This window comes from Nocardia sp. JCM 34519.1 (assembly GCF_020361265.1).
In the GTDB taxonomy this organism is placed as follows: domain Bacteria; phylum Actinomycetota; class Actinomycetes; order Mycobacteriales; family Mycobacteriaceae; genus Nocardia; species Nocardia arthritidis_A.
In genome coordinates, this window is sequence record NZ_JAIRBR010000001.1 from 999,841 (window position 1) to 1,021,879 (window position 22,039).

At 66.9% G+C, this 22,039-nt stretch carries 23 protein-coding genes; 10 read left to right on the top strand and 13 right to left on the bottom strand.

Annotated elements, in window-relative coordinates; genetic code table 11:
* The first annotated feature begins 93 nt into the window (after positions 1-93).
* On the top strand, positions 94-579 hold the full coding sequence (gene soxR, locus LGY53_RS04820) for a redox-sensitive transcriptional activator SoxR (protein WP_167477949.1): 486 nt from the start codon (positions 94-96) through the stop codon (positions 577-579).
* On the opposite strand, the gene LGY53_RS04825 is transcribed toward soxR, so the two are convergent.
* The 6 genes from LGY53_RS04825 to LGY53_RS04850 all read right to left on the bottom strand — a co-directional run bounded on the left by LGY53_RS04825 (position 548) and on the right by LGY53_RS04850 (position 7,157).
* Positions 548-1,402 carry an SDR family oxidoreductase gene (locus tag LGY53_RS04825; protein WP_225725390.1) on the bottom strand — a complete coding sequence of 285 codons (855 nt, stop codon included), beginning with the start codon at positions 1,400-1,402 and terminating at the stop codon, positions 548-550. The two genes, soxR and LGY53_RS04825, sit on opposite strands and share 32 nt — an antisense overlap.
* 255 nt (positions 1,403-1,657) lie before the next feature.
* A complete protein-coding gene (locus LGY53_RS04830; protein WP_225725391.1) occupies positions 1,658-2,785 on the bottom strand; it encodes a glycosyltransferase in 1,128 nt (375 codons plus the stop codon).
* An 89-nt stretch (positions 2,786-2,874) separates the two neighbouring features.
* The gene (locus tag LGY53_RS04835) at positions 2,875-3,867 is read right to left on the bottom strand and encodes a GAF domain-containing protein (protein ID WP_225725392.1); all 993 of its coding nucleotides are present in this window, start codon (positions 3,865-3,867) and stop codon (positions 2,875-2,877) included.
* Positions 3,868-3,880: 13 nt separating this feature from the next.
* On the bottom strand, positions 3,881-5,761 hold the full coding sequence (locus LGY53_RS04840; RefSeq protein WP_225725393.1) for a bifunctional diguanylate cyclase/phosphodiesterase: 1,881 nt from the start codon (positions 5,759-5,761) through the stop codon (positions 3,881-3,883).
* A gap of 521 nt (positions 5,762-6,282) precedes the next feature.
* Complete coding sequence (locus tag LGY53_RS04845; protein WP_167477954.1) at positions 6,283-6,717, bottom strand: effector binding domain-containing protein; 435 nt, start codon at positions 6,715-6,717, stop codon at positions 6,283-6,285.
* On the bottom strand, positions 6,714-7,157 hold the full coding sequence (locus LGY53_RS04850) for a GyrI-like domain-containing protein (RefSeq protein WP_167477955.1): 444 nt from the start codon (positions 7,155-7,157) through the stop codon (positions 6,714-6,716). Before LGY53_RS04850 ends, LGY53_RS04845 begins: the two co-directional genes overlap by 4 nt.
* Before the next feature lie 149 nt (positions 7,158-7,306).
* Between LGY53_RS04850 and LGY53_RS04855 the strand changes: the two genes are divergently transcribed.
* Positions 7,307-8,044 carry a uracil-DNA glycosylase gene (locus LGY53_RS04855; RefSeq protein ID WP_374111130.1) on the top strand — a complete coding sequence of 246 codons (738 nt, stop codon included), beginning with the start codon at positions 7,307-7,309 and terminating at the stop codon, positions 8,042-8,044.
* A 62-nt stretch (positions 8,045-8,106) separates the two neighbouring features.
* On the opposite strand, the gene LGY53_RS04860 is transcribed toward LGY53_RS04855, so the two are convergent.
* Positions 8,107-8,817: a hypothetical protein gene (locus tag LGY53_RS04860; protein ID WP_225725395.1), complete on the bottom strand. Its 711-nt coding sequence runs from the start codon at positions 8,815-8,817 to the stop codon at positions 8,107-8,109.
* Positions 8,818-9,090: 273 nt separating this feature from the next.
* Here LGY53_RS04860 and LGY53_RS04865 point away from each other — a divergent pair, with 273 nt between their 5' ends.
* Both LGY53_RS04865 and LGY53_RS04870 read left to right on the top strand, forming a co-directional pair.
* Complete coding sequence (locus tag LGY53_RS04865; protein ID WP_225725396.1) at positions 9,091-9,456, top strand: type II toxin-antitoxin system RelE/ParE family toxin; 366 nt, start codon at positions 9,091-9,093, stop codon at positions 9,454-9,456.
* Positions 9,453-9,770, top strand: a complete 318-nt coding sequence (locus LGY53_RS04870) for a helix-turn-helix domain-containing protein (RefSeq protein ID WP_225725397.1) — start codon at positions 9,453-9,455, stop codon at positions 9,768-9,770. Before LGY53_RS04865 ends, LGY53_RS04870 begins: the two co-directional genes overlap by 4 nt.
* A 55-nt stretch (positions 9,771-9,825) precedes the next feature.
* On the opposite strand, the gene LGY53_RS04875 is transcribed toward LGY53_RS04870, so the two are convergent.
* From LGY53_RS04875 to LGY53_RS04885, 3 genes are all read right to left on the bottom strand, one after another.
* Entirely contained in the window at positions 9,826-10,506 is a 681-nt protein-coding gene (locus tag LGY53_RS04875; protein WP_167477957.1) for a GAP family protein, read from the bottom strand.
* 45 nt (positions 10,507-10,551) lie between these two features.
* Entirely contained in the window at positions 10,552-11,385 is an 834-nt protein-coding gene (locus LGY53_RS04880) for an SAM-dependent methyltransferase (protein ID WP_225725398.1), read from the bottom strand.
* Positions 11,386-11,525: 140 nt separating this feature from the next.
* The gene (locus LGY53_RS04885; RefSeq protein ID WP_225725399.1) at positions 11,526-12,269 is read right to left on the bottom strand and encodes a trans-aconitate 2-methyltransferase; all 744 of its coding nucleotides are present in this window, start codon (positions 12,267-12,269) and stop codon (positions 11,526-11,528) included.
* A 93-nt stretch (positions 12,270-12,362) separates the two neighbouring features.
* On the opposite strand from LGY53_RS04885, the gene LGY53_RS44060 reads away from it, so the two are divergent.
* Positions 12,363-12,914: a CGNR zinc finger domain-containing protein gene (locus LGY53_RS44060; protein WP_225725400.1), complete on the top strand. Its 552-nt coding sequence runs from the start codon at positions 12,363-12,365 to the stop codon at positions 12,912-12,914.
* A 38-nt stretch (positions 12,915-12,952) separates the two neighbouring features.
* Positions 12,953-13,738, top strand: coding sequence for an SDR family NAD(P)-dependent oxidoreductase (locus LGY53_RS04895; protein ID WP_225725401.1), 786 nt, complete (start codon positions 12,953-12,955; stop codon positions 13,736-13,738).
* Positions 13,739-13,751: 13 nt separating this feature from the next.
* On the opposite strand, the gene LGY53_RS04900 is transcribed toward LGY53_RS04895, so the two are convergent.
* The 3 genes from LGY53_RS04900 to kduI are packed head-to-tail and all read right to left on the bottom strand — an operon-like array spanning position 13,752 to position 16,119.
* Positions 13,752-14,531, bottom strand: a complete 780-nt coding sequence (locus tag LGY53_RS04900; protein ID WP_167477962.1) for an IclR family transcriptional regulator — start codon at positions 14,529-14,531, stop codon at positions 13,752-13,754.
* On the bottom strand, positions 14,528-15,286 hold the full coding sequence (locus LGY53_RS04905) for an SDR family oxidoreductase (protein ID WP_225725402.1): 759 nt from the start codon (positions 15,284-15,286) through the stop codon (positions 14,528-14,530). The genes LGY53_RS04900 and LGY53_RS04905 overlap by 4 nt, the downstream gene beginning before the upstream one ends.
* Complete coding sequence (gene kduI / locus LGY53_RS04910; RefSeq protein ID WP_225725403.1) at positions 15,283-16,119, bottom strand: 5-dehydro-4-deoxy-D-glucuronate isomerase; 837 nt, start codon at positions 16,117-16,119, stop codon at positions 15,283-15,285. Before kduI ends, LGY53_RS04905 begins: the two co-directional genes overlap by 4 nt.
* 129 nt (positions 16,120-16,248) lie before the next feature.
* Between kduI and LGY53_RS04915 the strand changes: the two genes are divergently transcribed.
* From LGY53_RS04915 to LGY53_RS04930, 4 genes are read left to right on the top strand one after another with little or no spacing between them, the layout of a single operon-like run.
* Entirely contained in the window at positions 16,249-17,562 is a 1,314-nt protein-coding gene (locus LGY53_RS04915; protein WP_225725404.1) for an ABC transporter substrate-binding protein, read from the top strand.
* On the top strand, positions 17,559-18,443 hold the full coding sequence (locus tag LGY53_RS04920; RefSeq protein WP_225725405.1) for a carbohydrate ABC transporter permease: 885 nt from the start codon (positions 17,559-17,561) through the stop codon (positions 18,441-18,443). The genes LGY53_RS04915 and LGY53_RS04920 overlap by 4 nt, the downstream gene beginning before the upstream one ends.
* The gene (locus LGY53_RS44065) at positions 18,440-19,321 is read left to right on the top strand and encodes a carbohydrate ABC transporter permease (protein WP_225725406.1); all 882 of its coding nucleotides are present in this window, start codon (positions 18,440-18,442) and stop codon (positions 19,319-19,321) included. The genes LGY53_RS04920 and LGY53_RS44065 overlap by 4 nt, the downstream gene beginning before the upstream one ends.
* Positions 19,318-21,990, top strand: coding sequence for a hypothetical protein (locus LGY53_RS04930; protein WP_225725407.1), 2,673 nt, complete (start codon positions 19,318-19,320; stop codon positions 21,988-21,990). The genes LGY53_RS44065 and LGY53_RS04930 overlap by 4 nt, the downstream gene beginning before the upstream one ends.
* The last annotated feature ends 49 nt before the right edge of the window (positions 21,991-22,039 follow it).

Here is a 22,039-nt window from a genome sequence, read left to right on the forward strand (position 1 = left end):
AGCATGTAATTCCCACGGTTCGGACCTGAAGTCCGATTCTCGCCCGAGCGCAACCGAACCTGAAGTATTGTTGAGATGAATGGAGGAGCGTGCATGTCGACAGCCGATTGGCGAGCGAAAGAGTTGACCCCCGGTCAGCTGTCCGAGCGTAGTGGAGTCGCGGTGTCCGCGTTGCACTTCTACGAACGCGAGGGTCTCATATCGAGTCGTCGCACGAGTGGTAATCAGCGCAGATACGCCCGAGAAACGTTGCGGCGCGTGGCATTCATCCGCATCTCACAGCGGGTCGGCATCCCGCTCAGCGAAATCCGCGCCGCACTCGATCAACTGCCGGAGGGGCGCACCCCGACCCGCCGGGACTGGGAGCAGCTGTCCACCACCTGGCGAGCCGACCTCGACGACCGGATCAATCAGCTGATTCGCCTGCGCGACAGCCTCACCGGCTGCATCGGCTGCGGCTGCCTGTCGCTGGGCACCTGCCGTCTGGTCAACGAGCACGACCGGCTCGGCTCGGAGGGGCCGGGCGCCCGGGTGCTCGACGTGCACATCAACTGCCCACAGAAGCCTGCAGCCTGCTGAACCGGTCGCTGGCCCGGCGCATCACGTAGTTGTACGGGAACGCGAATTTCCTTGCCCACCAATAGGCGAAGCGAATATCGAACGAGGTGTAGACCAGGTAGCGGTTGCGCTCGACACCGCGCAGGATCGAGTGCGCCACCCGTTCCGGCGGCACCGCGTGGCCGGCGAATGCCGCCTCGAGCCGCCGCACCCGCGGATCGTTCCGGTCGACCCCGACCAGTTCGAAGGTGTGCACCAGCGGCGTATTCACCGCGCCCGGCACCACCAGGTGCACCGAAATCCCATGGCGCGCAAGGTCGAAACGCAACACCTCCGAGACACCGCGCAGGCCGTATTTGGCCGCACTGTACGCGGCGTGCCATGGGAAGGCCAGAATCCCGGCCGCCGACGAGACATTCACCAGCGCGCCGCCGCGCCCCGCGCGCATCATCGGCGGCACGAAATTCTCGATGACGTGGATCGGCCCCATCAGGTTGACCTCCACCATCTTTCGCCAATGCCGGTGCTCCAGATGCTCGACCGTGCCCCATGCGGAGGTGCCCGCCACATTCATCACGATGTCCAGGCTGTCGTGCGCTTCGTGCACCTCGTTCGCGAATGCGGTGACCGCGTCGTAGTCGGTGATGTCGAGTGCTCGCGCCGCGAGAACCGTGCCGCCCCCGGCCCGGATTTCGGCCACCGTTTCGTCGAGCCCCTCGGCATTGATATCGGTCAACACCAGCTCGGCCCCCGCCGCCGCGGCCGCCAGCGCCGTCGCCCGGCCGATCCCGCTAGCCGCCCCCGTGACCAGGGTCTTCGCCCCCCGAAACGTCCTGCGACCCATCCCGGCCTCTCATCTCGTCCGCCCGAACTCACCGCAGAGTACTGCGCGCTGCCGCGCCCCGTCTTCGAACCGCACACCCCCTGCTTCGAATGCTCGGTTCGAGGACGGGGTGTGACAGCCTCGGCCCGAGTCGCGAACCGCCGCCTGTGCGAAACCGCCAGCGCCGCATGCCGGCGCACCCCGCGCCCAGCTCGGGCGATTACGTCGTCGTAGCGAGACAACCACGCACCGACGCACCGATCACTCCCCGAACGACTACCGCCCCAGCACCGCCAGCATCCCCTGTACCGCGCGGGGCCAGGTGAATTCCTCCGCTCGGCTGCGCGCGGCCTGCCGACGGCCCGCGGGCGGCAGCGCCAGCACATTCGTCACCGCCTCGGCGAATGCCGATGGACGGTCGGCCGCGATCGCGCCGCAGTCGGCGGTGACGATATCGGCCAGCGCCGACGATCTGCTCGCGACGACCGGGGTGCCCGCCGCCAGGGCCTCCAGCGCCGCGAGCCCGAAGGTCTCGTGCGGGCCGGGGGCCAGCGAAACATCCGCGGTGGCAAGCAGCTTCGCCACCATCGCCCGGTCGGTGATGAATCCGGTGAAACGCACGGCGGGCTGGCCGCAGGCGAGGGGTTTCATGGCCCGCGCCCGCCGTTCCAGCGCCTCGCGCCGCGGACCGTCACCGGCCACCACCAGCCGCGCCTCGGTTCCCGCCTTGCGCAGTTCGGCGATCGCCTCGATGCTGCGATCCACCCGTTTCTCCATCGAAAGCCTGCCGCAGTGCACCAGCAGCGGGCGCCCGGGCACACCGAGATCCGCGCGCAGCCGGTGGTCGCGCCTGCGCGGGCTGAACAGCTCCAGATCGACGCCGAGCGGCACGAGTTCGACATTGCGCGCGCCGATGCGCTGGAACTCCGCACGCGCGAATTCGGTTGTGCAGACCACGATGTCGTAATCGTCGGCGGTGCGCCGATTCGCGAGGTCGGCGCAGCGGCGGGCCATCGCGCCCGGCAGCACCTGCCCGAGTAGTCGATCCAACCGTTCGTGCGAGATCATCACCCCGGCCACATCGCGGCGGCGGGCCCAGCGGCCGAATCCGCGCAACGTCAACCGATCCGATACCTCGAGCACATCGGGACGCAGCCCCGTCAACACATCGGCGACCCGGCGCGGATCGGCCGCCCGATATCCGCCGGTCCAGGGAATCGCCAAGGCGGGCAAGGTAATTCGGACCGCACCGGTGGGCAGCAGCTCCTCCGCGCGGCGGCGGCCCGGCACGATGAGCACCACCTCGTGTCCGGCCGCGACATAGCCGGCGCCGAGATGGTGCAGTGCGGTGCGCAGCCCGCCCGACCTCGGCCCGTAGAAGTTCGCCAGCTGAACGATGCGCACAACCGGATCGTGCAGCGAAACAGGTTATCCCAGGAACCGGTGCGCTCAACACCGCGTGAACAGCAGTGAAAGAACCCACGAACGAGGATTTATTCGGCGGGCCGCACCCGGATGAGGCCGTGCCCCGGCACTCCCGGCTGCCCGGCGAAGGTATGCCGGAGCTCGGCATGCGCGCGCAGCCAGTCGGTATCGGCGAACCGGATCCGCAGCACCAGCTCGTGCACATCGTCGGCGGCGAGTTCCGGATCGGCCTTCAACATCTCGTCGCAGATGCGCCGGTACCGCGCGGCATCGTCGGGGTGGATTTCGGGGCGTTCGGTCGCCCACCGGTCCAGCGGCGGCGGTGGCGGGCTCGGCCACTCGTAGATCAGGCCGAAGCCGAGTTCGACGAAGCCGACGCCCACCGATGAGCGCCGGGAAACCGCCCGCATCATCGACATATCCGCATCGGGGCGCGGCCTGCGCACATCGGTGACGTCGTGGATCAGGCCCTGGGTGCGGCGCACCGCCGGATTGGCCCGCGCGATCATCTGGAAGCGACGCACCCGGCCGTCGTCGCCGCGCATATCGACCTCGCCCTGCCAGCGACCGTCCACCCGCATCTCGCGGACCATGGCCATGTAGTCGAGCCTGCCGTCGAAGCGCACCATGGTGCTGAACACCTCGGGCGGCGTTCGGGTCACCCGGACGTCCTCGGGTGCGCGCGCCCAGGCCAGTTCCTCCAAACCCGGCCCGTGCTTTGCCAATTCGCTGTCGGCGTCCCAATCCCAGGCTCCGACACCACGTCTCGGCGGCGGCTGATCCCCCGGCCCGCCGACCCACACCTGCACCGCGTGCGCCGCACCGAAGGCGCACGGCACCGGAATCCCGAGCACGATCAGCGCGTCGTCGGAATATGTTGCGGGCAGGACGGATTCGACGCAGCGCCGCACCACGTCGGCGATCCGGTACACCGCAACGCTCGGCTCCCGCTGCACCCGGACCAGGCTCACCCAGTCCTTGATCCGGTCGCCGTCGGCCACCAGCGTGGGCTGGCGCTCATGCCCGAGCGTTTCTATCAACAGCCAATCCTGTTGAGTCATCGGCTTATTCGCCTCACCGAGCGGTCTGCCCGCGCCCGACCCTCGGCAGATCGAGATCCAGCGGGATCCGGCCGAGCGCCAGATGCGCCTCCACCTCGTCGGCGGGCATCGGCCGGGCGATCAGGAAACCCTGCGCGCGATAGCAGCCGAGCCCGACCAGAGTACGCGCCGCCACCGGTGTCTCGACGCCCTCGCCGACCACCCCGAGCCCGAACGAACCGGCAAGGCCGATAATGGATTTCACGATGGCAAGATCATCGGTACTGGCGCCGAGGCGCTGCACGAACCCGCGATCGATCTTCACTGCGTCGACGGGGAGCGCCTTCAAATGCGACAGCGAACTGTATCCGGTGCCGAAATCGTCGATGGCGATCTGCACGCCCATCCGCTTGAGTCCACGCAAGGTGACCTGGGTGCGGGCCAGATCCTGCACCACGACGTGTTCGGTGATCTCCAAGCACACCGAACTGCCATCGATGCCGAACAGCCGCAGGATGTCCTCGATCCGCTCGACGAAATCGAGGCTCACCAACTGCACCGGCGAGACGTTGATCCGCATCACCACATTGCCCGCCAGCCCTCGTCTGCGCCACTCCGCGAATTGGGCACAGGCCGAGCGGATCACCCAACGGCCAAGTTCCCCAGCGAGATTCGTCGCCTCGGCGACCGTGACGAACGCGGCGGGCGGCAATAGGCCCCTGGTCGGGTGCATCCAGCGGACCAGCGCCTCCAGCGCGACGATGCGGCCGGTGCGCAGATCGACCTCGGGCTGGTAGTGCAGCAGCATCGAGCCGTCGGCGACCGCACCGCGCAGGTTCAGCTCCACATCGTCCTGTAGCTCGAACTGCGCGCGCATCGCATCGGTGAAGACCGCGACCCCGTTGCCGCCACCGGATTTCGCGGACAGCAGTGCGTGGTCGGCGCCGCGCAGCAGGTCGGCGACCGTTGTCTCGCCCGGCATCCCGACCGCGACACCGACGCTGGCCCGCCTGCTCACCGATTCGCCGCCGACCACCACCCGGCGGCCGATCAGCTGCTGGATCCGCACGGCCTCCAGCTCCGCCGCGACCGCGTCCATCGGTTTGGCGGGCACGATGACGAATTCGTCGCCGCCGAGCCGGGCGATCATGTCGTTAGGGTCCAGATGCTCGCGCAACCGCGCGGAGAGGGTGCGGATGAAGTTATCGCCCGCGGTGTGGCCAAGGAAGTCGTTGAGCGCCTTGAGCCGATCCAGGTCGAGGAAGAACGTGGCCACCGGACCGGGACTGCCGGGGCGTAATCGGTCTTCCATATGTTCGAGCAGTGCCCGCCGATTCGCCAGACCGGTCAGGTCGTCGTGTAGTGCGATGTAGCGCAACTGCTCCTCGGCCACCACCCGGGCCTGTAGCTGCGCGAACAGTGCGGCAATCGCCTTGAGCACGTTGATCTCCCTGGTGCTCCATTCCCGGTCGCCCGCCTTCACGAAGCCGAGCAGTCCGGTCGCTTCGCCGCGCGAGACCAGCGGTACCGCGGCGGAGGTGAGGTGCGAGATACCCGGATCCCAGCCGATGGCCTCGCGGATCTGATCACACATGGGCATCGGCCCGGTGACGATCGGTTCGGTGGCGTGTTCCAGCCCGTGGAAGATGGATTTCGGGCGGTCGAAGTACACGATCTGCAGCGGGTCGGGATCCGGAACCCGGGTGCGCCGCGGCCATTCGGCGACCAGCACGGTTGCCCGTAGTTCGCGGTCGGTATGGCGCAGATATGCGTAATCGACATCGAAATGCTCGATCAGCCTGGCCAGCACATCCTCGGTTGCCGCCACCATCGTGGTGGCGTCGACACCCATCAGCTCAGCGGCGACCTGGGTCACCAGCGAGTCGAGCGTCCGCCGAGGCACCTTATCTCCCATCGCGCTAACTACGAGTGTCCGCACCCGGCGTCAGACGCCGCCGATCACGGGCAGTGGCAGCTACCGCATAGCTCGAGCGCGCTACCCACGTCATGGTCTCATGCCGGGGCACCGCCGGTAAGTCCAGGAAGCGACTCCGAACCGCCACCGGGACGCCCGTACCACCATCCGTGCCCGAATATCGCGGCGTCGGGACCGTAGCAGCGCGGGAACCCATCGGACCATGATGCCGCCGAAATCCGCCGGGGCGACGGTGACCGCTGGCGAAAGTCATGTCTTCCTACTCCATTACTGCGCGCCTGGCGCGGTCCGCGAGCCGTGCGACCCACTCAGCCTGCGACGCGCGCACGGTGAGGTGCCTAGGGCAGTATCGTTCATCCGGCAGGAATTGAACAGACATCCGGCAAATATTCCGAAACCCGATTGCGCGCCCCGATATTTCCCCAGGTCATATCGTCGCTGGCTAGTAACGGGCAAACCGTGACAACCGGTCGGTTCACATATAGCTAACAGCCAGCAAGCTAAACCAGGATCGAAATGAACAATTCGACCGATTCCGGACCACGCCAGACCTCGACCTCTTCGCGGTAGGCCCTGGTGATCTCGGCCGACGCCGTCGCGTCGTCCACCTGCGCCCACACATCCTCCACCGGATCGTGGTAGTCGCCGTTCGGTTCGAACCGGGCATACACCCCTTTCGGCACCTTGACCAGGACATCGCCCACCGGCACCGCGGCCGGATCCGGATAGTCGAAACACACCAACGCGTTGTAGTTACCCGCTGGATCCGGGACGTACACCGTGTACATCGGATGATCGGCCCGCGCCCGGTCCCGCAACCGATCCTTCAGGAATTCGATGAGATCGCTGTTGCTCACCTTGAAACTCGGACGCACCCGCGGCACCACCAGGCCGCCGTAGATCGCCTCACCACGCACGACAATCGCATAGGTCATCGCGTTTCGACCGCCAGATACAGGTCGATCTTGTACGCGTGCGGGTAGCACTCGAAATCTCCGGTGTAGGTCCGCTTGATCTGGTTGTGCTCCTCGGCGTACCCGATCTGGGTCCACAGGTCGGTCATCACCTGCGGGAAGTTACCCACCGAAGAGAATCTCGCATAGGTGCCGCGCGGCAGCCGGGCCACCACATGGCCGCGGGTCACCTCGTCGAACGAGGCGCACTGGTAGCCGACGATCTGCGTGTTGTAGGTGCCCAGCTCGCCGGTGTAGTCGGTATACGCGCTGGCCAGCGGGCCGCCGAGCTCCTGATGTAGGACCGCGGCCCATGCCGCCTCCAGATCGTGATCACGCAGTTCTCCGAGCGCACGCTTTGGGCTGCGCACCGGCAGCCCGGCAACCCACGTCTCGTCCCGCTCGACGATTTCAAACTGCATTGGAAGGAGCTCTCTCGAAGTGAATCCCGGGCCCGCGAGGGGGTCGCGGTGGCTCCGGTACGGTCGGAAAGGCCATGCTACCAACCCTTCCTGGGTGTCAGAGATCACATATTCGGCTCGTTATCCGTTGCGCCACGCCGCATGGCAGCCTGGATCGGGTGTGCCGCAGCATCGCCGAACTGGACAGCGCCGTCACCGAGTGCCGCGCCTGCCCCCGCCTGGTCGCCTGGCGCGAGCTGGTGGCGCAGGAAAAGCGTGCCGCATTCCGCGACGAAACCTACTGGGGACGTCCCGTCCCCGGCTTCGGACCGCCGGACGCGCGGCTGCTGATCGTCGGCCTCGCCCCCGCCGCGCACGGCGCGAACCGCACCGGCCGCATGTTCACCGGCGACCGCAGCGGCGATGTGCTCTACGCCGCACTGCATGCCGTCGGCCTCGCCAACCAACCGACCGCCACCCGGATCGACGACGGCCTGCGCCTGCTCGGTGTGCGCATCACCGCCCCGGTGCGCTGCGCACCGCCGGACAACAAACCGACCCCCGAGGAACGCGACCGCTGCCGCCACTGGCTCGACACCGAATTGTCGCTGCTCGCACCGAATCTGCGCGGCATCGTGGTGCTCGGCGCCTTCGGCTGGCAGGCGCTGCTGCCGGTACTGGCCGACGCCGGATGGCAAATCCCCCGCCCCAGACCGAAATTCGGCCACGGCGCACGAGTCACCCTGGCGCCCGCGAACGGCACGCGAAACCCATTGGAGCTCTTCGGGTGCTATCACGTGAGCCAGCAGAATACGTTCACCGGCAGGCTGACCCCGGCAATGCTGGAGGCGGTACTGGCCGAGGCCGGTGCGACGGCCGGGCTGCTCGGTCAGAACAGTGCCGAATAGTGGATCGCGGCGTCGGCGACCAGTGCGACGCCGAAGCCCGCAAAAGTGGCGGACCGCTTGTGTCAGCAATGTTCGCGGAAGATCAGATACTCACGCAGGTTCTCGGCGAGATCATTGGGGACGCCGGCAAAAACGACCAGATCCTCGACGCAGGCGAGCCTGCAGACTCTCGATGCCGCAGCAATCTGTGTGGCCAATTCGGTAGTGACACCTGGCAATTGGGCAAGGATGGATTCGGGAACGTTGTTGACATCGACGAGTCCGCCATCGTCGAACTCCCGTCGCAGATCCGGACGCCCGATCGCCAGCTCGGTAGCCAGATTCGGGTCGGTGGACAGCAATTGGCGTGCCTGCGCGCGACGGGCGCGGCGCTGCAGCGCCGCCTGTACTACGGGTTCGGTCACTATTGCCGCCTCCGGTGCCGGTGGATGGAGTGCGGCAACCTGCTCTCGATGTGGGGCTTGCTGGGTCATCGCCCCGACCACGCGATCGCGGACCCACAGAGCGTGGCCTGTGGCTCCGAACATCAGGATCACCAAGACTGTCGTGAAGATCGGGTCGCTATGATTCACTGCCGCGAATTCGATCACGGTTGCCACTGCGTAACCGGCTGCGCTCAACGCCAGCGACCGTGACCGTGCCGCAGCGGCCGCGACAGCGAACAGCACGGCGGTCAGCAGTCCCAAACTGAACAGCGGTACGAATGCCGCGATCCAGCTAGCCACTACCAACGGTCGTGACGGGCGGTGGCCCGAGATCTGCGCGGACGACATAGCGAGTTCCTTCTGTGCCCCTCCGCCCGACCCGAGGTGACAGAGACGGTATCGGGAATGGGTGCCGATATGTTTCATCCCGGTAGCCGGGACGGTGCAGTGCGGGCGATTCACCACGGTGTTAATTGAACTCGAAGCCGTGCTGACCGATGCCGAGGCGGCCGCCGGTCCGATCACGTCCGACCTTGCGGGGTGCTCGTGGTCAGCGCCAACCGCTCTCACATCTGACGAAATCGCAACACGCGGGGTATAGTGATTCCTATACTCGCTCCGGTGACCGATCAGGACTGGGAGATCTACGTAGTCGATGAGGTTCGAGAATGGATCGAGCAATTGGAGGGATCCGACTTCAACCGGGTGGTTCAAGCCATCGATGTATTGGCCGAACTCGGTCCCGGTCTTGGACGGCCGCTCGTAGATACCATCACCGGTTCGAACCTTTCAAACCTGAAGGAGCTGCGTCCCGGCACCGTCCGCATCCTGTTCGTCTTCGATCCGTGGCGATCGACCGTTCTCCTGGTTGCAGGCGATAAATACAAAAGGTGGGATTCCTGGTATCGCACAGCGATTCCGCTAGCCGAAGAACGTTACGCAACATACTTGAAAGAACGACGACAGGAACTGGAGGGGCCACGATGAGCGGATACTCGCGTTGGCGGGACATCCGCGGCGATTTCGTCGAGCGCGCGGGCGGCGAGGATGCGGTCGCGGTCGGCAGGGAGGAGCTACTGGCCGAGATAATCGGCCAAAGGCTGGCCGAGATCCGCCTGTCCCGCGGGCTGACCCAGCAGCAGATCGCCGACCGCATGGGCGTCACCAAAGGGCGGATCTCACAAATCGAGCGCGGAAATATCGCAGGCTACGAATTGCTGGCCCGCTACGCGACCGCGCTCGGCGGCCGATTGCGACAGTCGATTCACTTCGACGACGGGGAGACCGCAGCCATCGCCTGATCCTGGACGCCCAGGCGGTACTGGCCGAGGCCGGTGCGACGGCCGGGCTGCTCGGTCAGAACAGTGCCGAATAGTGGATCGCGGCGTCGGCGACGAGTGCGATGCCGAAGCCGGCGAACAGGATTCGGACGGCGGGTGGGCCGTAGGTGGTGAGTGCGCGGACCAGGCCGCGATAGAAGCGGCGGGCGCGCAGCGTTTTTCGGGTCGAGAGGGCGAGGATGAGAGTTGGGGCCAGCAGGGTGATGGCGCAGTAGGCCAGGACGATGGCGGGCCACAGCGGCGGCAGTGGATTCTGCGCGGAAAGCATGGCCAGGCCCGCGAGATAGGGCACCGCCGTGGGCGCCTGCCCGAGCCCGATGCCCGCGCCGACCAGTATCAGCAGCCATGGCCGGGTGCGGAAAGCCATTGCCCACGGCGGTGGTTCGCCGCGTGCGTGCAGCGGCAGGAAGGCGAGCGGAATCAGCACCGTGCCGAGAATCAGCTCGCCCCAATACCGAATCGTCGGGGTGAGTTCGAAATCGACCAGGCCCGTGAGGAAGTTGAGCCCGAGCACGGTACACAGACCGAATGCGGTGGTGACCAGATAGACGCCGAGCAGAAAGTTCGCCCCGCCCGGTACGGGCGAGCGGCGCTGCAATCGGCTGTCGGCGACGATGGCGGTGGTGAGCCCGATGACCAGGATATTCGGCGAGTCGAGTAGGGCGAATCCGATGAGCGCCAGCAGCAGTGTCAGCATCCCAACCGAACATACGGGACGTCTGGTCGGTTGCCGATCGAGCGGTCAGCGCTTGCGACCCACCCCGCCGACGATGCACTGCCGCACCGTGGACAGCGGCGAAAGCCGTGGACCGTCCGGCCACCAGTCGTCACACAACACGAGCCCCGGGTCCACCATCTCCAGATCGCCGAACATGGCCTGGATTTCGTCGCGGGTCCGGAACCGGCCGCTGCGCATCGGGCTGTGGATGAACTTTTCCTCCATCTGCTGGGCCAGTTCGGTCAGCTCGGGCGTCTGCGGATCGTAGAAGTGCGCGATCGCGACGTATGAGCCGGACGGCAGCGCATCTATATAGGTCCCCATGAGCTCGGCGGCATCGTCGCCGAGGTAGTGGTGCAGCGTGCCGATCTGGAACAGTGCGATCGGCCGCTTGAAATCCAGGTGTTCGCGCACCGCGGGCAGCTTCAGCACCTCGAACGGCTGGAAAATGTCCGCGGCGGCGATGATCGTGCGGCGGTTGTTGGCCAGCAGGGCCCTGGCGTGCGCCAGCACCATCGGATCGTTGTCGACGTAGACCACCGTCGATTCCGGGTCCACCCGCTGCACGACCTGGTGGGTGTTCTCCGCGGTCGGCAAGCCGGAGCCGAGATCGAGATACTGGTCTAGCTTGGCCTCCTTGGCCAGGAAGCGGCACGCCCGGATCAGGAAATCGCGGTTGGCCCAGGCCAGATCGGCGACCTGCGGGGCCACCGTCCGCACCTGCGCCAGCACCTCGCGATCGATCTCGAAATTGTCCTTGCCGTTCAGCGCGGCATCGTAGACGCGCGCGATGCTGGCGCGCGAGGTGTCGACTCCGACCGGGACCGCACTCGGATAGGCGGCGAATGACTGCGACATCGCTAACTTCCCCTTGCGTCGTTCGGTTTCGGCACCCCGAGTCTCTCGCATCGGCCGCCCGTCCGTGGCGATACCGCGCCGATGGATCGGCCCCTATCCGAAAGTTCCGGACCGCACCCGTCGGCCCGGTCCGGAGGGGATCACTTCACCGCGGCGACGATGCGGCGGCGGCCGTACTGCCAGATCGTGCCGACGGCACGGAAACCGGCCTCCCGCAACAGTTTTACGTGCTGCTCATAGCCCACACCGTTACTCTCCGGGTGCTCCCAGCGCCGCCGCTCCCGCTCGGCGACCGCGTGCGCGAGCTCGGGTTCGGCCTCGATCGCGGTCCACCATTCATTCCACGCCTCGCGGTCCGCGACGCCTTCGCGTTCGGCCTGACCCGCCGCCAACTCGTGTTCCAGTTGCTCGATATCCGTTGCGCTCGTTGGCATATCGTCGCCGTTGAGCAGGATCCCGCCGGGCCGGAGCAACTGCGCCGCCCGCGCGTAGAAGGCCGCGAGGTGGTCCGGTTCGAGCCAGTGCAGCGCGGTGGTGCTCACCACCGCGTCGACCTGGTCGACGGGCAGGGCCGCGAACCAGTCCGGATCGCCGAGATTCCGGTCGACGACTTCGAAACCGTAAGTGGCGCGGTTCAATTCGAGCAGAACCGGATCGGCGTCGACGCCGATGACGCGAGCCCGCGGCAGCCGGTCGCGAATGCGCGCGCCGAGCGATCCCGGACCGCAGGCGATATCGAGCACCACCGGATCGGGGCGGCCGGTCCGCGCGGCGACGGCATCGGCGAATACGGCGAACATGGTTTCGCGATCGGGCAGGTATCGCTCCTGCTGGCGATCCCAGCGCTCGATCCAGGAGTGGGCGGTGGCGGTGGTGAGCTGCATGACTGACGCTCCGTTACTGTCATACTTGATTACGACGGTAACGACTGTAGCGAAGGCGAGGTAACTGATCAAGTGCGATTAGACAGTCACATGGTGACCCGAGTGACGCGGGCCGCCGAGCTGGTGAACGCCGTTGTCCCGGGCGAGAGCCGGGGGCGCGCCTTCCCGCCCGCCGGCGACGACCGGGAATTGCGTGAGCGGGTGAACGGCATGATCACCGCCGCCTACCGGATTACGCTCGACGTCGCGGACGCGGCGGCGCTGGCCGCGGCCGCCGGACAACTGCGGGAGGTGTTCGGCGCGGTCGACGCCGGCGATATCGATTCGGCCGCGATCCGGATCAACGCGATGGTCACCGAATACGGCGCCCGCCCGACGCTGATCCGCCGCGGCGACGAACCGTGGCACCTGCACTTCCACGATCCGGACGCGCCCGTCGTCATGGGTATCATGGCCTCCTTCGCCGGCGGCTTCGCATATCTGCTCGGCACCGAATACGCCGAACGGGTCGGCGTCTGCTCGGCCGAACACTGCGACCGCGTGTACATGGACGTATCCCGCAACGGCACAAAGCGTTTCTGCAGCACCGCATGCCAGAACCGGACCAAGACGGCCGCATTCCGCGCGAGACGAGCCGAAGGCTGAGCCTTTCCGCCCGGACGACGCTTGGGCATACTGCGGAGATGGCGGATAACTACCTGGCGCAACGGGTCGCACTGGTCACCGGCGGCGGACGGGGTATCGGGCGGGCCGTCGCGCGGGCCTTGGCCGGGCGCGGCGCGACCGTCGCGGTGAACTGGTCGCGCGACGAGCAGGCGGCGAAAGATACTGTCGCGCAGATCGAATCGGATGGCGGCCGGGCGATCGCGGTACACGCGCCGGTACAGGATTTCGACGCGGTCGCCGCAATGGTCGAGCAGGTGACCGGCGAATTCGGTCCGATCGGGATTCTGGTGCACAACGCGGGCGTGGCCAGTCGCGGAAATACCGTGGCGGACACGCCGATCGCCGAGGTGCAGAAGCTGCTCGCGGTGCACGCGATCGGGCCGCACAACCTGACGCGGCTGGTGCTGCCATCGATGCGGCAGTGCCCGCGCGGCGATATCGTCATGGTGAGTTCTACTGCGGCACATATGCTTTCGGCGAACGGCGCACCGTACAACATGGGTAAGGCGGCATTGGAGGCGCTGGCCCATACCCTCGCGAAAGAGGAAGCGGCGCACGGTATTCACGTCAATATCGTGGCGCCGGGGTTGGTCGCCACCGATATGGGCGATCGGCTCACCGCCGCGCTCACCGGCGGCGCGGCGAAGCAGGCCGCCGATCTCGACGCGAGTTCACCGTTCGGCCACGTATGCCGCCCGGAGGAGGTGGCCGATGTGGTCGCCTTCCTGGTGTCACCCGCCGCGGGTTATCTCACCGGGCAGCGGATCGTCGTCGACGGCGGCGCGCAACCGCATCGCCCGTGAATTGCCCTGATATTCAACGCCGTCCGGACTTCTTGGGCGGCCGCGGCGTCAACGCGCTCGGCAGCCCGAGCGCCTGCGAGGCCTCGCGGGCGGCGGCGGTGAGCAGCGGGACGCAGGCGCGCACCTTCGCCCGGTCGAGGTCGAATGCCAAGGCGGAGACGCTGATTCCGCCGATCGGCTGGCCGTGGTGGTCGAGCACCGCCGCACCGAGGCAGCGGGTGTGCTCCTCGTTCTCCTCGTCGTCGACGGCATAACCGCGCTCGGCCACCGATTCCAGGTGCGCGAGCAACAGCTCGGGATCGGTGATGGTGCGTGCGGTCATGGCGGTCAACGGATTTCGGGCCAGCACCGCGCGCAACTCCGGCCGCGGCAACCCGGCCAGGATGGCCTTGCCGATCGCGGTGCAGTGCAAGGGAATCGACAGCCCGACCCGGGAGCGCATCACATACGCGCGGTCGCCCTCCAGCTTGTCGACGTACACCGCCTCGTCGCCCGAGCGCAGCGCGAAATGCACGGTGTGGCCGGTGGCCGCGCACAGCCGCCCCAGGATGGGGTGCACGATCTCGGTGATGCTCGCCGACTGCCCGGCCAGCGAGAGCAGGCGAACGCCGGGCAGGTACCGGTGTTCCGAATCGACGCGTACCCAGCCGAGTCCGGCCAGCTCCGACAGGATCCGGTGCACCGTCGAGGTCGGTAGGCCGGTGCCGCGGCTGATCTCGCTGACCCCATGGCAGTTCGGCAATGCCTCCAGCACCAGCACCACCTTGGCCACCGCGCTCGGGTGGCCACTCACCGAGCCAGCCACCCCCCGTCCACCACCAAAACGTGCCCGTGCACATAGGATGCGGCGGGCGAACAGAGGAAGACGATGGCACCGGCGATATCCTCCGGCGTGCCCCAGCGGCCCACCGGAATTCGCTCGGTGATGGCCCGGTTGCGTTCGGTATCGGCTTGCAGCGCAGCGGTATTCGCGGTGGTCACATATCCGGGAGCGACCGCGTTCACCCCGACGTCCCGCCCCGCCCATTCGGTGGCGAGCGCCTTGGTGAGTCCGGCGATCGCGTGTTTGCTCGCGGTGTAGGAGGCCACGTTGATACCGCCCTGAAAGGACAGCAGCGAGGCGATATTCACGATGCGGCCCGCGCCGCGGTCGAGCATGGCGGCGCCCATGGTCCGGGCCAGCAGGAAGGCCGCGTCCAGATTCACATCGAGCACCTTGCGCCAGTCGGCGAGCGAAACACCCACCGCCGCACCGCGACCGATGATTCCGGCATTGTTCACCAGCAGGTCGATCCGGTGCGCGGCGGCCAACGCGACAGCCGCGGATTCGACCGCGGCGAGGTCGGTCAGGTCGACGCCGACGGTGTCGCATGCCCGGCCCAGCGCCCGGATTTCGGCGGCCACCGGCGCGAGCCCGGCCGAATCACGGCCCCACAGCACGAGATCCGCGCCCGCGGCGGCCATGGCGAGCGCCGCGGCCCGGCCGATGCCGGTGCGCGCGCCGGTGACGAGTGCCCTGCTGCCGTCCAACCGGAACGGATCCGTCACGAGAGTTGCTCCGTCGCAACCAGATCCATGTCTTTGTAGGCCAGGTTCTCACCCGCCGTCGACCAGACGAACCGATAGGGGGCGGTACCGGCCCCGGTATGCACGGACCAGGGCGGACTGATCACCGCCTGCCGGTCGGCGACGATGATGCTGCGGGTGCGGCTCGGCTCACCGCACAGGTGCACCACCCGCTCGGCCGGATCCAGCCCGAAGTACAGGTAGATCTCGGTGCGCCGGTCGTGGGTGTGGCAGGGCATGGTGTTCCACACGCTGCCGGGCGCGAGTGTGGTGATGCCGAGCGCGAGTTCGCAGGACCGGGCGCCCTCTTCGTGCACGTACTTGCGCAGCGTGCGCTCGCTGGCCCGCTCCGCCGAACCGACCTGGACGGCCTGCGCGGCGGATCGCGGAATCAGGGTGGTCGGATGCGCGAAATGCGCTGGGGCCGAGACGATGTAGAAGACGGCATCACCCGCGACGGCCACCTCCTCGGTGCCGTGCCCGACGTAGACGATGTCCTCCGCGCCCACCTCGTGTTTCACTCCGTCGGTGGTCACCGAGCCGCCGCCGGACAGGCAGACTATGCCGAGTTCCCTACGGTCACAGAGCTTTTCGGCCCGGATTTCGGCGGGCGGCTGCAACGTGAGCTCGCCGCCGGCAGGTACCGCACCGGCGATGAGGAGGCGGTCGTGGTGCGACAGCGTGTAACGCACCTCGCCCTCGGCGAACAGATCGGTGATCAGGAAGCGCTCGCGCAGTTCCTCTGGTGTGAGCGTGACGAATTCGGTCGGGCTGGTGGCGTAGCGGACGTCCGTGCCGCGCGTTGCTGCATTCATCGGTCTCCTCCGGCAGCGCGTTTCCCGTCTGACGGGAAGTGCTTTCCCTCACATAGGACGCGGGTGAAGTATGCGGTATCGAGCAGAACGCGACAAGGCGTGAATGTCGCACAGCAAGGAGCGGTTCGCATGCGAATCAAGTCACGGTCGGTCGGCGCGTTGGTCGCGGGGGTGCTGGCGCTGGCCACGGCCACCGCATGCGCACCGGGCACGCAGGAGACGAACAACACCTCGAATGGCCCTGTCACGGTGGACTTTTCCAGTTTCAAGGGCAAACACATGACCTACCTGTACTTCACCGACGGGCCCGACCTGGACGCCACCAAGGCCGCGGTCGCCCGCTTCGAGCAGGAGACCGGCGCCACCGTCGACCTACAGGTCATCCCGTTCGCCCAGCTGAACACCGCGCTCACCGCGCGCATCACCTCGGGCACCGCGCCGGAGGTGGCCCGGGTACAGGACTGGCATCTCTGGGGCAGCGAATTACTGGATTTCACCAACTATTTCGGCAAGGCGTATCCGAACGAATTCACTGACGGCGCCGTAGCCACCGCCGTCGACAAGGACGGGCACATGTTCGCGGTGCCGAGCGATCAGACGATCAACGGCCCGTTCGTCAATGTCGACGCATTCCAGAAGGCCGGTGTCCCGGTGCCGGACGCCAACACCAAGTGGACCTGGCAGCAATTCGTCGACACGGCCACCAAGGTGGCCCAGGAAAATCAAATGTCCTCGGCCATCACGATGGACGTCTCCGGTAACCGGTTGAGCACCGTGCTCAGCCAGTTCGGCACCACGCTGATCGGCGCGGACGGTCAGGTCGCAGTCGACCAGGCCAAGACCGAACAGGCGTTGAGCGCGGTCAACGATCTGCTGCAATCGGGCAAGATGTCCAAGGAATTCTGGCTGGGTGCGGGCACCAATTATCGCGGCGGCAACGACCCCTTCATGGCGCAGCAGGCCCCGGTATATCTGTCCGGGCCGTGGCAGGTCGGCGCGTTCGCGAAATCCGCGCCGTTCAAATGGGCCGCGGTGCCGAATCCGTGCGCGGCCGAATGCGGCGGCTTCCCCGGTATGAAACAGATGGTGGCGTTCCGGCGCAGCAAGGAGCCGACGCTCGGCGCCGCCTTCGCGCAGTGGATGAACCGCACGGAGAACCAACGCGAGATAGATAAGGTCGCGTTCTGGCTGCCCACCAGGAAGGATCTGGTCTCCAGCCACGTCGAATACCCCTCGCGCGCAGCCGATATGAATATGTTCATCGGGCAGATCGCGAGTACGCCATCGGTCGATTTCAAGACCGCGGCGAGTCCGGCGTTCACCGGCGCGGCGAACGCACTGGTGAAGGAATTCGACAAGTACGTCGCGGGCCAGGAGAGCGTCGCCGATTGCGTACACAACCTACGCGATCAAGTGGACAAGATCGTGAAAGCGACCAAATGACGGCCGGTTTCCGGATCAACCGGCGCAAGGTCGCGCCGTACCTGTTCATCCTGCCGAATATGGTGCTGTTCGGGCTGTTCACCATCTACCCGGCGATCAACGGCTTCAACCTCAGCTTCTACGACAGCAATAACGGTCTGACCTTCCATGCGGTCGGCACCGACAACTACCGCCAGATTCTGGACAGCTCCGAATTCTGGGATGTCGCACGGCAGACCGCCCTGTTCGTCATCGGATTCGTCGCGCTCAGCACCGTGCTGGCGACCGCGCTCGCACTGCTGCTGCACGGCCAGCGGCGCGGGCGCGGCGCGCTGAGCGCCGCCTATTTCCTGCCCATGGTCGTCTCGCCGGTGGTGGTCGGCCTGATCTGGAATGCGGCGCTGAATCGGCAGACCGGGCTGGTGAATTCGGCGCTCGCCGCGCTCGGCCTCGGCCACCCCGCGTGGCTGGTGGATCCGCAGTTGGCGCTGGTATCGGTGATACTCGTCGGCACCTGGATCCACCTGGGCTTCTACGCCATGATCATGCTGGCGGGCCTGCAGGCCATCGACGAATCGGTGTACGAGGCGGCCACCATCGACGGCGCGGGCACCTGGCAGCGCATCCGGCTGATCACCCTGCCGCTGGTGCGGCCGACGACGCTGGTGGTGATCATGCTGGCCACCATTGCCGGATTCCAGGCCTTCGACTTCATCTACACGCTCACCGGCGGCGGCCCGGTCGGCGCGACAACCCTTCTCGTGCAATACGTTTACGTCAACGCCTTCCACGCGCCGGTCAGCTACGGCTTGGCGAGCGCAGCGGCGGTGATCCTGTTCCTCGTCGTATTCGCGGTGACCTTTCTCAACTACCTCGTCGGGCGGCGCAGGGAGGCACTGTGATCCAGACCGTCGAACCCGAGCGCACGCGTCCGGCCGCCACCTGGACCTCCACCACCGGGCGCACACTGCGGACCGGCTCGGTGCTGCGCGCGACGGTGCTCATCGCGGGCGCGATCATCGTTGTCGCGCCGCTCATCTGGGCCGGGCTCTCGTCGTTCAAGAGTCAGGCCGAGCTGGCCGCGCAGCCGCCGACGCTCTATCCGCAGCACGCCACCCTCGACAACTACCGAACCGGGTTGGCGGCCTTCGATTTTCCGCATTACCTGATCAACAGCGTCATCGTGACGGTGGCCGCGACGCTGCTGACCCTGCTGATCAATTCGATGGCCGCATTCGCTCTGGCCAAATACAACTTTCGCGGCCGTGACCTGCTGTTCCTGATCACGCTGTCCACCATCATGATTCCGCTGCAGGTGATCCTGCTGCCGGTCTATCAGGTGGTTTCCGCCTTCGGGATGACCAATTCGCTGCTGGGGCTGATCATTCCGCCCGCGGCGACGCCGACCGGCGTCTTTCTGCTGCGCCAATACATGCTCACGCTGCCCGATGAGACCATCGAGGCGGCCCGGATCGACGGCGCGGGTGAATTCGCCATCTTCCGGCGCATCGTGCTGCCGCTGTGCCGGCCCGCGATCGCGGTGCTCGCGATCTTCTCGATCATCTGGCGCTGGAACGACTTCCTGTGGCCGCTGATCGTCGCGCAGGACGAGAGCAAGCAGACGCTGCCGGTGGCGATCGCGAGATTCAGTAGCCAACAGGCTATTCCGTTCAATCAGATCCTCGCGGTCTCGGTCGTCTCGATCGTGCCGACCGTGGTGATCTTCCTGATCCTGCAGCGCCAGATCATCGCGGGACTGGTCCGAGGAGCGATTCGATGAGCAGATACCTTCCGGCGCACGCCGCACGGGAGCGGACCGTGCACGCACTCGATCGCAATGGTTACGTCCGGGACTGGTTGATCGCACCCATCTGGTCGGCGCCGTGCCGCGATCTGGACGAGGCACTGGCCGCCGACGGCAGCCCGTGGGGCGCGGACGGCCGCTGGGTGCTGACCAATGGACCCGATGTCGCACCGTTGAAAGAGCTGCTGTACGACCGGCTTCCGATCGATATCGCGGCGGATCCACCGACGGTGTCCGAGGGCGCGGCATTCAGCTGGCGCCCGACGGAACACGACATCCACGAAACAGCCTGGGAGCGCGCGCATACCGGCGCGGACGGCTTTCTCGACTGGAGCGAGTTCTGTTTCACGCCCGAATATCGCGCGGCCATCGCCGCCACCGTCCTCGAGGTGGATCAGGCGGAGGAGCGGACGCTCGAGGTGGCATGCACCGGGCCGGTCGCGGTCTACCTCGACGGCGAATTACGGCTGTTCACCAGGAATTTCACCTATATGGAACCGCGTCGCGAGCAACTGCGGGTGCGGCTGCGCTCCGGACGCACCGCCGTGCACCTGCTCACCTGGCAGCTGGCCTTCCGCGAATGCAGGCATATCGCGAGCCTACGGGTGATCGGGCTGCCGGTCCGGGTGGTCATACCGGCCCAGGGTGCCGATGAATTCCGATCGGCAGCAGCGGAATCCATACTCGACGCACTCGGCTGCGCGCCGTGGGCCAGTGTCGACGGCACCGTGACGCTCACCGGTCCGGCCGGTGCGCGCTATCTCGTCGAGTCGGACGGAAATCCGCCGACGGCGGTGACGCTCGTCGACGGCACCGCAAGCCTGACGTTACCCGGTGCGGCGGTGGATGATTCGACCGCTTCGATGCTCGCCACCGGCGAGACCACGCTGACGGTGCGGGTCGACGATCCCGCCGCCCCGGTGCTGCGGCGGTTGCGCGCGGCGCGCGTACCGGGCGTCCATCGCGCGGGTTCCGCCGACGGTCCGGCAATTTGGCGGTCCGAACTGCTGCGGCACGTCGCGGATGGCGTGCCCGGCGTTGCGCGGGCGCTGGCCCGGCATGCGCTGGAGTCCGGCGCGAAGCTGCGCGACGAAGATCTGGACCCCGCTCTGGCCATGATCGAATCGCGGTCCGACTGCGCCGATTTCGAAGCCGTCGGGCTCGTACATCTGTGGCGGCGGCTCGATGACGCGGTATGGTCGCCCACCCAGCGCGATCGGGTGCGGCGGGCGCTGCTCGGCTTCAAATACTGGATCGACCAGCCCGGCCTGGATGCCATGTGCTACTTCACCGAGAACCACCAGTTCGTCTGGCACACCGCGGAAACCCTTGTCGGCGAACTATTTCCGGACGAGGTGTTCGGAAATACGGGCTGGCCTGGCCGACGGCACGCCGCGCACGGACGCGAACTCGCCGCGGAGTGGATGCGACGCAAGCTGTCCGGCGGATTCAGCGAATTCGACTCCAACGCCTATCTCGCGATCGACGCCCTGGCGTTGGTGTCCTGGATCGAATTCGCCGCGGAGCTTCCGTTACGCCATTTGGCGGAGGCGTTGTTGGACAAGGCATTGCTGACGTTGGCCGGCAACTCGTGGCGCGGGGTACACGGTGCGGCGCACGGCAGATCCTATGTGCCGACCCTGCGATCGTCCCGCTTCGAGGAGACCGCGCCGATCATGTGGACGCTGTGGGGCGCGGGTTCCCTCAACACCGCGGTACTGCCCGCGACCGCGCTTACCACCGCAAGGTGTTACCGCACACCGGATCTCGTGCGCGCGGTGGCCACCCAACTGCCCGGCGAATGGGACGGGCGACAGGTATATCGCGGCGACTATCGCCAGCACCACGATCTCCTCGAACGACCGTACGGCTCCGATCTGCGGGTGTGGCGCACCCCCGACGCCATGCTTTCCAGCGTGCAGGACTACCGGTCCGGCCTGCCCGGATTGCAGGAGCATATCTGGGGCGCCACCCTCGGACCCGAAATCCAGGTCTTCGCAACGCATCCCGCGACGGCGAGCACATCATCGTCGGCTCGGCCCAATGCCTGGGCCGGGCAGCGGGTGCTTCCGCGCGCCCACCAAAACCGCGACACCGTGCTGGTGCTGCATCGCATTCCGGAACCGGACCTCTTCGGCATCACCCACCTCTGGTTCCCCACACCCCATTTCGATGAATGGATCCAGCACGGCCCTTGGCTGTCCGGGCGAGCTGGCAACGGATACGTCGCGGTGGCCACCGAGGGCGGTTTCCGACCGGTCAGCCGTGGTGACGAGGCGCGGCAGGCCTGGCTGCCGCGCGGCAGCGGGCTCGGCTACGTGGCGACCGTCGGCAGGGCCGCCACCGACGGCTCGTTCTCGGATTTCGTATCCGCACTCACCACACCGGATTTCGCGTCCGATTCGATAGCGGTGCGCACCCGCGACGGCCGCGCGCTCGCCCTCTCCTGGCCGGGTGCGTTCACGGTGGACGGCGCGGCGGATTCCGCCGAACCACCGCATCTCGACAATCCGGCGCTGCACCTTCCGTTCGGGGCCGACCGACTGGAGGCCGAGTGGGGCGGGCACCGGCTGGTGCTCGATCTGCGCGCGGGTCGTCGGGTGGAACCCGCCAGCGGCGTGCCGGGAGTGCGAAATGCGGACTGAGTGTCGACTATTCGAAAAGCCGTGCAGCACGCCAGAGTCCGGCGCTCGA